The organism is Lysinibacillus sp. NPDC058147, from assembly GCF_042884205.1.
Lineage (GTDB): Bacteria > Bacillota > Bacilli > Bacillales_A > Planococcaceae > Lysinibacillus.
Map to the genome: position 1 here is coordinate 42,500 of NZ_JBHVUJ010000014.1, position 16,437 is coordinate 58,936.

The 16,437-nt window shown below is 38.7% G+C and carries 15 protein-coding genes and 1 rRNA gene; all 16 read left to right on the forward strand.

Translation table 11 applies throughout. From position 1 onward, the window contains the following. Window positions 1-129 precede the first annotated feature (129 nt). Complete coding sequence (gene ftsH / locus ACFVT8_RS23305; protein WP_387086064.1) at window positions 130-2,154, forward strand: ATP-dependent zinc metalloprotease FtsH; 2,025 nt, start codon at window positions 130-132, stop codon at window positions 2,152-2,154. Between the two features lie 146 nt (window positions 2,155-2,300). Then, window positions 2,301-3,134, forward strand: a complete 834-nt coding sequence (locus ACFVT8_RS23310) for an aldo/keto reductase (RefSeq protein ID WP_387086068.1) — start codon at window positions 2,301-2,303, stop codon at window positions 3,132-3,134. 201 nt (window positions 3,135-3,335) lie between these two features. Continuing rightward, window positions 3,336-4,103: a type III pantothenate kinase gene (locus ACFVT8_RS23315; RefSeq protein ID WP_387086071.1), complete on the forward strand. Its 768-nt coding sequence runs from the start codon at window positions 3,336-3,338 to the stop codon at window positions 4,101-4,103. A gap of 21 nt (window positions 4,104-4,124) precedes the next feature. Beyond that, window positions 4,125-5,006 (forward strand): Hsp33 family molecular chaperone HslO, encoded by an 882-nt coding sequence (hslO, locus tag ACFVT8_RS23320; protein ID WP_387086074.1) that lies wholly within the window; start codon window positions 4,125-4,127, stop codon window positions 5,004-5,006. Then, window positions 4,990-5,961: a peptidyl-prolyl cis-trans isomerase gene (locus tag ACFVT8_RS23325; protein WP_387086077.1), complete on the forward strand. Its 972-nt coding sequence runs from the start codon at window positions 4,990-4,992 to the stop codon at window positions 5,959-5,961. The genes hslO and ACFVT8_RS23325 overlap by 17 nt, the downstream gene beginning before the upstream one ends. Window positions 5,962-6,396: 435 nt before the next feature. Then, on the forward strand, window positions 6,397-7,326 hold the full coding sequence (cysK, locus tag ACFVT8_RS23330) for a cysteine synthase A (RefSeq protein WP_387086080.1): 930 nt from the start codon (window positions 6,397-6,399) through the stop codon (window positions 7,324-7,326). 281 nt (window positions 7,327-7,607) lie between these two features. Beyond that, window positions 7,608-8,987, forward strand: coding sequence for an aminodeoxychorismate synthase, component I (gene pabB / locus ACFVT8_RS23335; RefSeq protein ID WP_387086106.1), 1,380 nt, complete (start codon window positions 7,608-7,610; stop codon window positions 8,985-8,987). Beyond that, a complete protein-coding gene (pabA, locus tag ACFVT8_RS23340; RefSeq protein WP_387086083.1) occupies window positions 8,984-9,565 on the forward strand; it encodes an aminodeoxychorismate/anthranilate synthase component II in 582 nt (193 codons plus the stop codon). Before pabB ends, pabA begins: the two co-directional genes overlap by 4 nt. Next, complete coding sequence (pabC, locus tag ACFVT8_RS23345; RefSeq protein ID WP_387086086.1) at window positions 9,566-10,405, forward strand: aminodeoxychorismate lyase; 840 nt, start codon at window positions 9,566-9,568, stop codon at window positions 10,403-10,405. Between the two features lie 13 nt (window positions 10,406-10,418). Continuing rightward, entirely contained in the window at window positions 10,419-11,273 is an 855-nt protein-coding gene (gene folP, locus ACFVT8_RS23350; protein ID WP_387086089.1) for a dihydropteroate synthase, read from the forward strand. Continuing rightward, complete coding sequence (gene folB / locus ACFVT8_RS23355) at window positions 11,273-11,638, forward strand: dihydroneopterin aldolase (protein WP_387086092.1); 366 nt, start codon at window positions 11,273-11,275, stop codon at window positions 11,636-11,638. The genes folP and folB overlap by 1 nt, the downstream gene beginning before the upstream one ends. Further along, window positions 11,638-12,159 carry a 2-amino-4-hydroxy-6-hydroxymethyldihydropteridine diphosphokinase gene (folK, locus tag ACFVT8_RS23360; protein WP_387086095.1) on the forward strand — a complete coding sequence of 174 codons (522 nt, stop codon included), beginning with the start codon at window positions 11,638-11,640 and terminating at the stop codon, window positions 12,157-12,159. Before folB ends, folK begins: the two co-directional genes overlap by 1 nt. A gap of 119 nt (window positions 12,160-12,278) precedes the next feature. After that, the gene (gene dusB / locus ACFVT8_RS23365) at window positions 12,279-13,319 is read left to right on the forward strand and encodes a tRNA dihydrouridine synthase DusB (protein ID WP_387086098.1); all 1,041 of its coding nucleotides are present in this window, start codon (window positions 12,279-12,281) and stop codon (window positions 13,317-13,319) included. Window positions 13,320-13,539: 220 nt separating this feature from the next. Then, entirely contained in the window at window positions 13,540-15,042 is a 1,503-nt protein-coding gene (lysS, locus tag ACFVT8_RS23370; RefSeq protein ID WP_387086101.1) for a lysine--tRNA ligase, read from the forward strand. A gap of 210 nt (window positions 15,043-15,252) precedes the next feature. Continuing rightward, complete coding sequence (locus ACFVT8_RS23375; protein ID WP_387086103.1) at window positions 15,253-15,525, forward strand: hypothetical protein; 273 nt, start codon at window positions 15,253-15,255, stop codon at window positions 15,523-15,525. 818 nt (window positions 15,526-16,343) lie between these two features. Then, a 16S ribosomal RNA gene (locus ACFVT8_RS23380) occupies window positions 16,344-16,437 on the forward strand; the annotation flags it as partial.

Genomic DNA, 16,437 nt, shown 5'->3' on the forward strand with positions numbered 1-16,437 from the left:
TAAATATTTTTCGATTTCGACAAAATTCGGACGAAACTTTTTTTATGTAGGGCTTTTCGTTGTATGATGAAATCATGATATGTTAAGATTTTACTTATAATTTTTCTGTTTGTAATGAGGAGGCTGGAGATGAATCGAATATTTCGATATACCATATTCTATTTACTGATTTTCTTAGTGATTATTGGTATTTTTGGTACTTTCAACGGTGGACATGCGCCAACGAAAGAGTTAACTTATCCTGAGTTTCAAGAAGCTCTAGATAAGAAAGAAATAACAAGTGCTACAATTCAACCTGATAAATCAGTATACATCGTTGAAGGTACAATGAAGGGGTATGAAAAAGGGGAAAGCTTTACTGTAAACATCCCTACCAATAACCAATCTTTAATGGACCGCATCGATGAGGCTGCTAAGGATAAGAATAGTAATATTAAATATTTAACAGCGCCAGAAACAAGTGGATGGATTCAGTTCTTTACAGGGATTATCCCTTTCATCATTATCATTTTCTTATTCTTCTTCCTAATGAGTCAATCTCAAGGTGGCGGTAATAAAGTGATGAGCTTTGGTAAAAGTAAAGCCAAACTTTATGACGATCAGAAGAAAAAAGTTCGTTTTACAGATGTAGCGGGTGCTGATGAAGAGAAAGCAGAGCTTGTAGAGGTTGTTGACTTCTTAAAAGATCACCGTAAATTTACTGAAATTGGTGCCCGAATTCCAAAGGGTATCTTGCTTGTAGGTCCTCCTGGTACAGGTAAAACATTACTTGCACGAGCAGTAGCAGGTGAGGCAGGCGTACCATTCTTCTCGATTTCAGGTTCTGACTTCGTAGAAATGTTTGTCGGTGTCGGTGCATCACGTGTTCGTGACTTATTCGAAAATGCAAAGAAAAATGCACCTTGTATCATCTTTATTGATGAGATTGATGCAGTAGGTCGTCAACGTGGCGCAGGTCTTGGTGGTGGCCATGACGAGCGTGAACAAACACTGAACCAATTGTTAGTTGAAATGGATGGTTTCGGAGCAAACGAAGGTATTATTATTATCGCTGCAACAAACCGTCCAGATATTTTAGATAAAGCGTTATTACGTCCTGGTCGATTTGACCGTCAAATTACAGTAGGACACCCTGATGTAAAAGGTCGTGAAGCGATTCTAAAAGTACATGCGCGCAACAAGCCTTTATCAGATACAGTAGATTTAGCTGCTGTTGCACAACGTACACCAGGTTTCTCAGGTGCCGACTTAGAGAACTTGTTAAATGAAGCTGCACTTGTAGCTGCTCGTAAAAGTAAACGTACAATTAATATGGCAGATATCGATGAGGCATCTGACCGAGTAATTGCAGGTCCAGCAAAAGCTAGCCGTGTTTACTCAGCAAAAGAGAAGAAACTTGTATCCTTCCATGAAGCCGGCCACGTAGTTGTTGGTTTAGAGCTAGATGAAGCAGATACAGTACACAAAGTAACGATCGTCCCTCGTGGCCAAGCTGGAGGTTACGCGATTATGTTACCGAAGGAAGAACGTTTCTTCACAACAAAACAAGAATTATTAGACCGTATTGCAGGACTTCTTGGTGGTCGTGTGGCAGAGGAAATCGTACTTGGCGAAGTATCTACTGGGGCACATAATGACTTCCAAAAGGTAACAAGTATTGCACGTGCAATGGTCACTGAATATGGTATGAGTGAAAATCTTGGTGCAATGCAGTTTGGTTCAAGTCAGGGTGGGAATGTATTCCTTGGTCGTGACTTTAATTCAGATCAAAACTACTCTGATTCAATCGCTTATGAAATTGATAAGGAAATGCAAAAAATTATCGATTCGCAATATGAGCGTACTAAACGAATCCTAACTGAAAAACGTCATTTACTTGATTTAATTGCTAATACATTAATGCAAAAAGAAACATTGAATGCGCAAGAAATCGAGCATTTACGAGATCACGGTGTCTTACCGGAACCTGAGGTAGAAACGGTTGTAGAAAAAGCTACTAAAGCTGAAGCTCAACCAATATTAGATGTAGTTGGTGAACAGGCTGTTAAAAAAGAATTACTTAGCAATGAGCCGGATCCAACAACAGCTGATTTACCTAAAGAGGGCAGAGAGCCGAATGATACACTAAAAGGTATCGATGAAAAGCGTGATTAATACGGAAAGACTGTTTACGATTTTAGTAAGCAGTCTTTTTCTTTGCCTTTTTTCGGTAATAGGTATTACGATAGAATCTATATTACGCAACTGCGTATATAGGTTCTTAAATTTTTCAGGACCAAAATAGATAGGAGTGTTGTAACGTGGGAAATGTAACATTGAATAATGGTTTAGAGATGCCGTTAATCGGCTATGGCGTTTTTCGAGTACCTGAAGGGGATGACTTGGCTGAGGCAGTAAAAACAGCTATTGCAAAAGGTTACCGTAGCATTGATACAGCTCAAGTATATCGCAATGAAGAAAGTGTTGGGCGAGGAATTCGTGCAGCGATTGACGAGGGCTTAGTAACACGTGAAGAACTATTCGTAACATCAAAGGTTTGGAATGATGGACTCTCCTATGAAGAAACACTTGCAGCTTATGATAGTAGTTTAGAAAAATTAGGACTAGATTATTTAGATTTATATTTAGTTCACTGGCCGGGTATAGATACAAATTATATTCATGTTTATAAAGCGCTTGAAAAAATCTATCAGGATGGACGTGTACGCTCAATTGGCGTTAGTAACTTCCATGTTCAACATCTAGAAAATTTATTAAAGGAAACATCAGTTGTTCCTGTTATTAATCAAATTGAATTTCATCCGCACTTAACTCAAGAGGAAATTCGTGCATATTGTAAGGAAAAAGGAATACAAGTAGAAGCGTGGTCACCACTAATGAATGGTACTTTATTGGAAGAATCATTGATTCAGAAGCTGGCTTCTAAATATGGCAAAACACCAGCACAAATTGTGTTACGCTATGATGTTCAGCATGATGTAGTCACTATTCCAAAAACAATGACACCTGCACGTATGACAGAAAATCTAACGGTCTTTGACTTTGCATTAGCAGAGGAAGAAATGGCTCAGTTAGACGCACTAAATGATGGACTACGTTGCGGACCAGACCCAGGAAAATTTAATTTTAAATAAAATGTAAGGAGCTGCCTAATATGAGGGTGGCTCCTTTTGGGAGTAAGAATGAATGCTATTTCGTAGGAATAAAAGTGTGGTATCATTTTCTAAAGTGTTTAATTCGATTTTTTGTGCATGAGTATGCATTGTTTTAGTTGTATCAATCGCATAGTGACAGGTACAATTACGATGAGGGGCAATAAATAGGAGGCTTCAACCATGATTTTAGTTTTAGATGCAGGAAATTCGAATATCGTATTAGGTGTCTATGATGACAACGATCAATTGGCCTTCCATTGGCGTATGGTGACAGACCTTCATAAAACAGAAGATGAATACGCAATGCAAGTATTGTCTTTCTTTAATCATGCAGGCATTTCATTTGAACAGATTACAGGTATTATTATATCCTCTGTTGTACCACCAATAATGTTTTCGTTAGAAGCGATGTGTCAAAAGTATTTTCGTAAAAAACCGCTCGTTGTAGGACCGGGTGTGAAAACAGGATTGAATATTAAATATGAAAACCCGCGTGAAGTTGGCTCAGACCGCATAGTAAACGCTATTGCAGCTCTTGACGTTTATAAAGCACCCTTGATTATTGTTGATTTTGGTACTGCCACAACATATTGTTACTTAAACGAAAAGGGCGATTATATGGGCGGTGCTATCGCTCCGGGTATTTCGATTTCAACAGAGGCGCTCTATACACAGGCAGCTAGATTGCCACGTATTGAAATAATGCGCTCTACACATATTGTTGGAAAGACAACCGTATCTGCGATGCAGGCCGGAATTTTTTACGGCTTCGTTGGACAAGTTGAGGGAATTGTTAATCGCATGAAAGCACAAAGTAAGGAAGAGCCTTTAGTAATTGCTACTGGAGGATTGGCAAATTTAATTGCTGGGGAGACGCAAGCTATTGATGTAGTTGACCCGTTTTTAACATTAAAAGGTTTATATAAGCTATATAAACGTAATCAATAAGAAATGAGGGACATTTCATTTATGAAAGACTATTTAGTACGAGGATTAGGGTTCAACGGACAGGTTCGCGTTTTTGCAGCTTGTACAACAGCAACTGTAGGAGAAGCGCAACGTCGTCATAATACATGGCCTGTTGTGTCGGCAGCCCTTGGTCGTTCTATGACTGCTGCCGTGATGATGGGTGCTATGTTAAAAGGTGAGGAAAAAATCACTGTTAAAATTGAGGGGAACGGTCCAATCGGTCCAATGGTAATTGACAGTAACGCGCATGGTGAAGTACGTGGCTTTGTAACAAATCCTCACGTTCATTTCGATTTAAACGAGCACGGTAAACTTGATGTTCGAGCAGGTGTCGGAACAGAGGGTGCATTAACAATCGTAAAAGATCTTGGCTTAAGAGACATGTTCTCTGGTCAAACGCCAATTGTATCAGGTGAAATTGCTGAGGACTTTACTTACTATTTCGCTACATCAGAGCAAGTGCCTTCATCGGTTGGATTAGGGGTTTTAGTAAATCCTGATAATACAATTCTTGCAGCCGGTGGCTTTATCCTGCAATTAATGCCAGGTTGTGAGGAAGAAACAATCAATGAAATTGAGCAGCATCTTGCTACTATAGAGCCTGTTTCAAAAATGATTGAAAAAGGTTTTACACCGGAGAAAATTTTAGAAGCTGTATTAGGAAACGGTCATCTACAAATTTTAGATTCCATGCCTGTAGAATTTAAATGTCAATGTTCAAAAGAGCGATTTGGTGCAGCTATTTTAGGGTTAGGAACACAGGAAATCCGAGAAATGATTGAAGAGGATGGCGAAGCAGAGGCACAATGTCATTTCTGTTTAGAAACATATCATTTCTCAAAAGAAGAGTTAGAAGGATTTATCGATGAGCTCAACGCGTAATCGACGACCTTTATCCACTGCAACACCCAACCAAACGCCCTTATTGCAACGCCGTCTTAAGACAAAACCTGCTTTAACAGTTATTGCAATTTTATTATTAGGAAATATTTTATGGTTTATTACTTGGTTAATCCCGAATAAAGACCAGGAAATTGGTAGCGACGAGCAAGTCGCTGCCGTTGATGGGGATATTATTACACGTCAAGAGTGGATGGTTGCCATGGAAGAACGCTATGGTAAAGAGACGCTACAAAATTTAGTGAATGAATCTGTGATGGAAAAGGCAGCTAAAAAGTTTAAAATACAAGTATCTGATAAGGAGATTGATTTAGAATTAGCCTTAATGCGTTCTGCTCAAGATAAATTTGATACTGCAATGCAAAACCTTTCATCAGAGCAACTGCGACAAAAAATTCGCTCACAGCTTATTTTGGATAAAGTACTGACGAAAGACGTGGTTATAAAAGAAGGTAGTATTGAAAAATATTACGAGGAAAATCAGGCACTGTACAATACGAAAACAAGCTATAGAACGAATTTTATAGAAGTGAATTCAAAAAAAGCTGCTGAGGAAGCATTAAGTGAAATGAAAGATGCTTCTGAATTTTCGGTGCTTGCACGGGAAGTATCAGTGGACAGTGCGTCAGCTAGTTTAGGCGGAGATATTGGCTTCCTCACTGAAAAACAGGAAAATGTCGACCCTGCCATCTTAAAAGCAGTAAAGGATTTAAAAGCAGGTGAAGTTAGTAAAGCATTTAAGCTTGCTAACGGTCATTACGGAATTGTACAAGTTCAAGAGATAACAGAAGGACAATCCTTTACATATGACGATGTGAAAGAACATATTGAACGTGAGCTTGCGTTAGAGCAATTGCCACAACATGTTACGCCGGAATCATTTTGGTCTGAATTCAATGCAACTTGGTATTACGGAGAAGCAAAAAAAAGTAAATAATAGATGCTCTGAAATGAGTATCAATTATGCCTCGGCATAATTGCGTCCGGAATCGGCTTTGTGCTTGCACAAAGAACTCCTTTCCGATTCTGTGACATCCGCCGGAGGCATTAACTTCTTTCAGCTCACCATCTATAGAGGTGGGAGACTTCTGTATCTTTCACTTCGCTTTCGCTACAAAAAATTTGCTGAAATAAGTTAAAGAATCTGCAAGATATCTGCGGGAAAAGTGAGCCAGGGAAACCCCTGCGGACGTTTAGCGTCAACAGAGTAAAGGCTACCCTAGGATATTGAGCAGATTTTTTGTTTAGCCTAGTAGTTGCAATAAATATTCTGAAAATATAAGTTATATTTATTGACAATCGAATGGAAAAATTGATAAAATCAAAAATAAGTAAAACCTATAAAATTAGTAGGGATTAGGAGTGGATATAAATGAGTAGATTAGCGAACTCAGTGGCTGAATTAGTTGGTAAAACACCAATTGTTAAATTAAATCATGCAACAGGTGAAAATGAAGGTACTGTTTATGTAAAATTAGAATATTTTAACCCGGGTAGCTCAGTGAAAGACCGTTTAGCTTTAGCGATGATTGAAGCAGCTGAGAAAGACGGTACATTAAAGCCAGGCGGTACAATTATTGAGCCTACTTCTGGCAATACAGGTATTGGTCTTGCGATGATTGCTGCAGCTAAAGGCTATAAAGCTATTTTAGTAATGCCAGAAACAATGAGTTTAGAGCGTCGCAACTTATTACGTGCGTATGGTGCAGAGCTTGTATTAACACCTGGACCAGCAGGTATGAAAGGTGCAATATCTAAGGCGGAAGAATTGTCTGCTGAGCATGGCTACTTTTTACCTCAACAATTCACGAACCCAGCTAATGCTGTTGTTCACCGTTTAACAACTGGTCCAGAAATTGTAGAAGCATTTGAAGGTTTAACATTAGATGCATTTGTTGCTGGTGTTGGTACAGGCGGCACAATTACGGGTGCAGGTGCTGTGCTAAAAGAGAAGTACCCAAATATTGAAATTATTGCTGTTGAGCCAAAAGATTCACCAGTGCTTTCTGGCGGTCAACCAGGGCCACATAAAATTCAAGGTATCGGGGCTGGCTTCGTACCTGAAGTGTTAGATACAGATGTGTATTCTTCTGTATCCCCAGTCGAGAATGAGATTGCTTTCGAGGTAGCTCGTAAAGTAGCACGCGAAGAAGGGATCTTATGCGGTATTTCATCAGGTGCAGCAATTCACGTTGCTATTGAAGCAGCAAAACGTTTAGGTAAGGGCTCAAATGTTCTTGCAATCGTTCCTTCTAATGGGGAACGTTATTTATCAACACCTTTATATCAATTCGAAGACTAATCTAATTATTTGTACGGTCAAGGCTCCTTTAACGAGGAGTCTTTTTTTATTTGATAAAGAAACGAAGGTGTCTGGGCTAAAGTGCTACATCCTCGAGTTCGCTTGTAGGATGTAACGCGTTGGTTCTTAACGATTCTGATGTAGAAATATTCAGCAATTAAATTGGGCGAGACTATTGAAAAATATTCGCTTCAAAGCAATATTCAAGTTAAGATGGAATCACATCATATGACATAAAGGGGAATAGCAACTTGAAGACAATACTGACGAAAACAATATCGATGGATACAGACTCGTTTTTTTATAGTTATAAGAAGCAAACAGAAGCAGAACAAGCACATGTATTTTTAGAAAGTGGACGCGGAGGACATTTTACAATAGCTGCTTGGAATCCACTAGCTACAGCACAATCGGTCGAAAATGGTTTGCTTGTAAATTGGAGAAATGGTGAGACTGAAAATTTAATCGGTGAACCTCTTGCTTTGTTAGAGAAGTTAGTGGAGAACTATCACATTTCATATAATGCGGAGCTTCCTGTTTTTCAAGGTGGAGCTATCGGGTTTGTTGCATACGATTATGCTCGTAAAATTGAAGCGTTACCTAATACTGCTGTAGATGATTTACATATACCAGATATCTATTTTTATCTATTTGATTGCTGGGCAGTACACGATGTGAAAACAAATAAAGTAACGCTTATGAAGTTAGCTGATTGTCATGTAGATTTGGAGGAATGGGCTAATGTGTGGCAAGGGGCAGCGCAAGAAGGAATGCTTACACGTAAATTTGAAAAAACAAACGCTGTAGAAATAGTAAATGACGAAAGTGAATTGTTAGTATCGTTTGCTGGGACTGCTTTTGAGGAAGCAGTAAGTAAAATCCAAACATACATAGCGCAGGGTGATGTATTTCAAGTGAATTTGTCGGTACGTCAATCCAAAAAGTTAAACGCAACTGCAATGGATGTATATGAAGCGTTACGTGCATTTAATCCTTCGCCTTATATGGCATATATAGAAGCACCCGATTTTGCAGTCGTTTCTGGTTCACCAGAGCTATTGGTGAAGCGTCATGGTAAAGAGTTATCTACTCGACCGATTGCTGGTACACGACCAAGAGGGAAATCGGAGACAGAGGATTTAGCATTAGCGCAGGAATTGATTGATAACGATAAGGAACGTGCTGAACATGTAATGCTTGTTGATCTAGAGCGTAATGATTTAGGAAGAGTATCTACATATGGGACGGTTGAAGTAGATGAGTTCATGGTGATTGAACGCTATTCACACGTAATGCACATTGTTTCCAATGTGCGAGGGGAAATAGCTGAAGGGAAAACCAATGCAGACGTTATCCGTGCCATGTTCCCAGGTGGAACAATAACAGGTGCGCCGAAAATTCGTACGATGGAGATTATTGAAGAATTAGAACCAGTAAGACGAGGGTTATACACGGGTTCAATTGGCTGGTTAGGTTTCACGGGGGATATGGAATTTAATATTGTTATTCGTACAGCATTTGTTAAAGATGGAGTAGCACATATTCAGGCAGGAGCAGGTATTGTTATTGATTCTGTTCCGGAAAGAGAATACCAAGAATCTTTAAATAAAGCGAAGGCGATGTGGCAGGCAAAGGCAATGGCAGAGGAGCGAGCAAAATGATTTTAATGATTGATAACTACGATTCTTTTACGTATAACTTAGTACAGTATTTTGGCGAATTTGGTCATGAATTAGTGGTAAAAAGAAATGATATATTAACGGTGAAAGATATTGAGCAGCTTGCACCAGACATGATTGTCATTTCTCCAGGGCCATGTAGCCCAAATGAAGCGGGTGAAAGTCTGAACATTATTAAGTATTTCGCGGGAAATATTCCGATTTTAGGCGTTTGCCTTGGTCATCAAGCCATTGCCCAAGTATTCGGAGGGAATGTTATACGAGCGGAGCGTTTGATGCATGGTAAAACATCACCCGTGCTGCATGCTGAAATAGGTTTGCATAAGGGGATGCCAAATCCATTTGCAGCTACCCGTTACCATTCTCTAATTGTAGAAAAGGAAACATTACCAGCATGTTTTGAAGTGACGGCATGGACAGAAGAAGGAGAAATTATGGGCATTCGTCATAAGGACTTTCCAATTGAGGGAGTGCAATACCATCCTGAATCGATTATGACGGAGCAAGGTAAAAAGCTTTTACGCCAGTTTATAGATTTGTATGTTGAGGGAGCGAAGTAAATGCTGTGCTGGATGAATGGAGACTACATAGCTGCGCAGGATTTGCGCATTTCACCATTTGATCATGGATTTTTATATGGATTAGGCTTTTTTGAAACGTTCAGAACGTATAAGGGCAAGGTGTTTTGCTGGGAAGGGCATATGGAAAGGCTACAAACCGCACTTTCTCAATATCGTATTCATATGCCGTATACTGACGGGGATTTACTGAAGGTTGTTCAGCTATTAAATGAACAGGCCGATAGACAAGATGGGTATTTCCGAGTAAATGTCTCAGCTGGAGAGCATAGTATCGGTTTACAGCCTACAGAATATAGACAACCGAATGTTATTGTTTTTCGCAAAGAATTACATGATACACCTCGAGGTATGGAAAAAAACGCACAATGGCTTGTAACGCCCCGTAATACTCCTGAAAAAGGGCTTCGAGTGAAATCGCACCATTATGGCAATAACGTTCTTGGACGTTTTGAGATGCCATCTCTGGCGCAACAAGAGGGCTTCTTTTTAACGGAAGATGGCTTTGTTGCTGAAGGTGTAACATCAAATATATTTTGGGTGAAAGATGATATACTATATACGCCTTCCTTAGAGACAGGTATTTTACCCGGTATTATCCGAGCGTGGGTAGTTAAGCGAGCGCAATCTCTAGGGTTTAAGGTAAAAGAAGGTTTCTATACTAAAGAGGATGTAGAGCAAAGTTCAGAGTGCTTTATTACGAACTCTATACAAGAGCTTGTTCCAATTCTTAACTTAGAGAGCAAGCAGTTATTAGGCAATAAAGGGCCTGTTTATTCGCGTTTACATGAAGCATTTGTCAATGAAGTGGGACAAGAATAGAAGGAGAGTTAATATGCTAGAAAAATATACAACACCATTAACTATTAATGGGATCACGTTAGACTATACAGCAGAAACTTTTGTGATGGGTATTTTAAATGTCACTCCGGATTCATTTTCAGATGGAGGAAAGTTCAATAACGTTGAAGCTGCTGTTACACAAGCGAAAAAAATGGTAGCTGAAGGCGCTAAAATTATTGATGTTGGTGGGGAATCAACACGGCCAGGTTACGAACGTATTTCTGATGAGGATGAAATTGCACGAATTGTACCGGTTATCCAAGCGTTAGCAGCTGAAGTACCAGCAATTATTTCAGTGGATACGTATAAAGCGAACGTAGCGCGTGCAGCCATTGAAGCGGGTGCTCATATTATTAATGACATTTGGGGAGCGCAAGCTGAACCTGAGATTGCTCAGGTAGCTGCAGACTTAAATGTACCGATTATTTTAATGCATAATCGAGACAACACTGATTATGGTACTGATTTCTGGATGACTGCAAAGGCTGACTTAGAGAAGAGTATTGTTATTGCACGGAATGCAGGTATACCAGACAATCATATTATTTTAGATCCTGGCATAGGCTTTGCGAAAACTACCGCTCAAAATATAGAAATGATGCAGCATTTAGAAGATTTAGTAGCAATGGGTTATCCGGTTTTGCTAGCGACTTCGCGTAAATCAATGATTGGTAACGTCTTAAAGCTACCTGTCGAGGAGCGTGTAGAAGGTACAGGAGCAACTGTTGTTTACGGTATTGAAAAAGGCTGCCATATGATTCGTGTACATGATGTAAAGGAAATGGCGCGAGCTACACATATGGCTGATATTTTAGTTGGTAAGCGTTCGTATAAGGAGGAAGCGTAATGGACTTTATTCATTTAAAAGATATGCAGTTTTACGGCTATCACGGTGTTTTAGCAGCGGAAACAACACTCGGCCAACGCTTCCGTGCAAATGTTTCACTTGCTGTAGATATGACAAAGGCTGGGGAGACTGATGACTTAAATTATACGGTGAACTATGCAGAGGTTTATGCGTTATGCCGTGATATCGTAGAAGGTGAGCCGTTCAAGCTTATTGAAGCACTTGTCTCAAAAATAGCCAATAGTATTTTAGAGACATACTCAGAAAAGGTTAAGGGTGTTCGCGTGGAGCTTATTAAACCAGACCCGCCAATCCATGGCTATTATAAAGAAGTATCGGTAGAGGTAACGAGAGGTGAATACTAATGAATGATGTGTATTTATCGATTGGTACAAATATGGGAGATCGGTTAGAAAACCTACAGCATGCTATTAAGCTTCTAAAAGGTAAAGAGGAAATTGAAGTTGTACAAATTTCTTCAGTTTTTGAAACAGCTGCTGTCGGCTACACTGACCAAGCAGATTTTTTTAATATAGCTGTGCATATTAAAACGAGTTATTCATCTTCCGAAATGCTAAAAATTTGCCAATGGGTTGAAAATGAACTAGGGAGGGTTCGTGAATTTCGATGGGGCCCGCGAATCATTGACCTTGACATTTTGCTCTACAATCACGAAAATATTGAAACAGAGAGCTTAATTGTTCCACATCCAAGAATGTACGAGCGAGCTTTCGTATTAGTACCACTGATAGAAATTACGCCTGCGCCAGTAGGAAATCAGCTGCAAAGGGCACATGGCATAATGCAACAGATGGATTGTGAAGCGGAAGGCGTAACTTTATGGCAAGCATCAGCTGAACTGAAAATTATGCAGTCCGTTAATTAAGTTTTAATCCATAAGTTAAAGCCTCCGGACGTAATTATGCCGGGGCATATTTGATTGTATTGCATTAACGATAGATATATATAGAAATAGGTGAAGGCCTATAGAAGGGGGAAACATCGTTGAGTCAGACAACTAAGAATCCGTTTCAAATTGGCGATATAGTCATGGACAACCGTGTCGTATTAGCGCCAATGGCAGGAATCTGTAATTCTGCTTTCCGTTTAACTGTTAAGGAGTTCGGAGCAGGGTTAGTATATGCAGAAATGATTAGCGATAAAGGGATTGTCCAAAAGAATGAAAAAACACTAGGCATGCTTTATATCGATGAGCGTGAAAATCCACTTTCATTGCAAATTTTTGGCGGTGATAAGACAACACTAGTGGAAGCGGCCAAGTATGTAGATGAAAACACAACTGCAGATATCATCGATATTAATATGGGCTGCCCAGTTAATAAAATTATTAAATGTGAAGCGGGCGCTCGTTTACTTTTAGATCCAAATAAATTATATGAAATGGTAGCGGCTGTTGTAGATGCGGTAAAAAAACCTGTCAGCGTAAAAATGCGTATTGGTTGGGATGACGAGCATATCTTTGCTGTTGAGAACGCACAAGCTGCCGAACGTGCTGGTGCTTCAGCAATAGCTGTTCATGGCCGTACACGTGTACAAATGTACGAAGGAAAAGCAAATTGGGATATCATTCGTCAAGTGAAGGGAAATGTAAAAATTCCTGTTCTAGGTAATGGTGATGTAGAAACGCCTCAAGATGCAAAACGTATGCTTGATACAACTGGGGTGGATGCAGTAATGATTGGACGCGCTGCTCTGGGTAACCCATGGATGATTTATCGTACAGTTCAATACCTTGAGACTGGTGAGTTGAAAGAAGAGCCTAGTGTACGTGAAAAAATTGATGTGTGTTTGCTTCACTTTGAACGCTTAATGCAATTAAAAGGCGAATCTGTGGCGGTACGAGAAATGCGTAAACATGCTTCGTGGTATTTAAAAGGTATTCGCGGTAATGGTAAAGCGCGTAAAGCGATTAATCAAACAGAAACTGCGGTAGAACTTCGTGCGCTATTAAATGGAATTGTACAAGACTATGAAGAGCTTGAATCTAAATTAATAGTACCAGAAGCGAAAGAATTAATTATTTAAGTGGGTGTCCAAACATCCGTTGGAGGCATAATTAATTACATTAAAGAGACGTCTCACCGTTCGTTCGGAGACGTCTCTTTTTTTACCAACTTTAATTTTTAGAATTATTAATCATTTTTTCTCTTATGGAAATTAAATCGAAACAGATGATTACAGCAATAAAATTGTGTACAATAGAAATATTATGGACGTAAACGCAACGCGGACAATTTAATAAGGAGTGAAACAAGTGTCAAACATAGAAGAATTAAATGATCAGCTTTTGGTGAGACGCCAAAAAATGACGGCTATTCGAGAAAATGGTCAAGATCCATTTGGTAGTCGTTTTGAACGTACGCATTTATCAACAGAAGTACGTGATCAATTTGCAGATCAAACAAAAGAGCAACTAGAAGAAAACCTTCAAGAAGTAATTATTGCGGGTCGTATTATGACGAAACGCGGTAAAGGAAAAGCTGGCTTTGCCCATATTCAAGATTTAGGTGGCCAAATTCAAATTTACGTTCGTCAAGATCATGTTGGCGAAGAAGCATATGAATTATTTAAACAAGCTGACTTAGGCGATATCGTAGGTATTCGTGGTAATGTATTCCGAACACAAGTAGGAGAGCTTTCAGTAAAAGCTGAAGGATTTACATTCCTATCAAAAGCATTACGCCCTATGCCAGAAAAATTCCATGGCTTACAAGATGTTGAACAACGTTACCGTCAACGTTATTTAGATTTAATGACGAACGAGGATAGTAAAACAACATTCATTACACGTTCAAAAATTATCCGTGCTATTCGCAATTATTTAGATAATGCAGGATATTTAGAAGTAGAAACACCAATGCTTCATACAATTGCTGGTGGTGCAGCGGCTCGTCCGTTTATTACACACCATAATGCACTTGATATGGAATTATATATGCGTATTGCAATCGAACTTCATTTGAAACGTCTAATTGTTGGTGGACTAGAGAAAGTATATGAAATTGGTCGTGTTTTCCGAAATGAAGGGATTTCAACACGCCACAATCCTGAATTCACAATGATAGAGCTGTATGAAGCTTATGCAGACTACAAAGATATTATGTCTCTAACTGAAAACCTTATTGCTCATGTAGCTCAAGAAGTTTTAGGTACTACTACAGTTCAATACGGTGAAGATGAAATTAATCTTGCTGTAGGCTGGAAACGAGTTCATATGGTAGATGCAGTAAAAGAAGCTACAGGTGTAGACTTCTGGCAACCAATGACTAAGGAGCAAGCTCAAGCACTTGCTAAAGAACATGGGGTAGAAGTTAAAGAAACTCATGAAGTAGGACATATTATTAATGAGTTCTTCGAGCAAAAGATTGAGGAGACTCTTGTTCAACCTACATTTGTTTATGGTCATCCAGTAGAAATCTCACCTCTAGCGAAGAAAAACCCAGAGGACGAGCGTTTCACTGACCGTTTCGAACTATTTATCGTTCGACGTGAGCATGCAAATGCCTTTACAGAACTAAATGATCCAATTGACCAACGTGAGCGCTTTGAAGCTCAGTTAGCTGAAAAAGCAGCTGGTAATGATGAAGCACACGAAATGGACAACGATTTCATTGAAGCATTAGAATACGGTATGCCTCCAACAGGTGGATTAGGTATTGGTATCGACCGTTTAATCATGCTTCTTACAAATTCACCATCAATTCGCGACGTATTATTATTCCCAACAATGCGCCATACTACTAAATAGTAGTTTTAAAAGGTTATCTTGAATAAGCAGGAGTCGAGGTGCAGAAGAAGCACTGAGACTCCTGTTTTGCTTCTTCTGCGATGAAATAAATTAGAAAGAATTAAGTAGAGTATTTAAATGATGAATGAATATAAGGTATACTTTTAGAGTTCTATAATTTGCAGATTAAATAGAAATAGACATTATCAAAAGTTTTATTGGAGGCCTATAATGAATTATAAAATCTTTAACAAACAAGTATTTGAACAGGCACAAGTACGATCAGTTTCAGATGTCCTGTTAACTGAAGAAGAGCTTGAACATGGTATGAAATTAGCAGTTTCTAAGTCAGATCCAAATCTTACTTTATATTTAGTGGATGTAGATGGTCAGAAGAAATTTGATGTCCGTTGGGATGATTCCTCTGAAATTTTCAGCGGTTGGTATTCGGCGTGGGATAATTTCACTTGGTGCCTAGATATAGTTGATAAAGAAAATAATTAAATTAGTAGATTTTTAGATTTTATTTAAAAACAAACTGTATTTGAAAAGGGAACATAATATTGTATCTTATTCGGATTTCCTTTTTCTTGTTATTCTGTAGCAGAACAAGAAAGTGAAAGAAGTAACAAACATGAATAAGTAGGAGTCGAGGTGTAGGGAGAACACTTTGGCTCCTTTTTTTCGCAATTGAGTAATTTGTAAGGGCAATGGTGCGTTACAATATGTGTGATCATTGATGTTTTTCGAGGGAGAGCTTGTTAGAGTGTTCTTTAAAAAGGGTTAGTTTTGATATCATCTTATTTAGTTTGTTGAGATTTATGAGAAAGAGATGTATAGTAAAACAAATAAAGTGATAGCTAGAAGATTATAAGAATTATTTAGTGCTCGAAAAAACGTAAAATAGCTTACTAATTCTATTTTCATAGAAAAAGATAATTTTATAGCGAAAAACACTTGCGATTCTATTGGAATCATGATAAATTATTAATTGTCGTTAAGACAACGCAAGAAACGAAGCGGATTCGAAAATACATTAAAAAATATGTTGACATCGAAAATGTAGAGTGATATTATATAAGAGTTGTTGCTTTTGAGAAGAAGTTGAAAAACTTCTAAAAAAAGAGTTGACAACGAAAACGAAAAACGTTATACTATAAAAGTTGTTGAAATGAAACAACAGCAAAATGAACCTTGAAAACTGAACAAGCAAAACGTAATCAATAAAGTTTTTAGTAACTAACCTTGAGTTGGTGAACGAAACACAATTTTGGACATCAAACATGATGCCAGCAAAACAATTTGAGCTAATCAAATTTCTTTTTATGGAGAGTTTGATCCTGGCTCAGGACGAACGCTGGCGGCGTGCCTAATACATGCAAGTCGAGCGAACAGAGAAGGAGCTTGCTCCTTTGA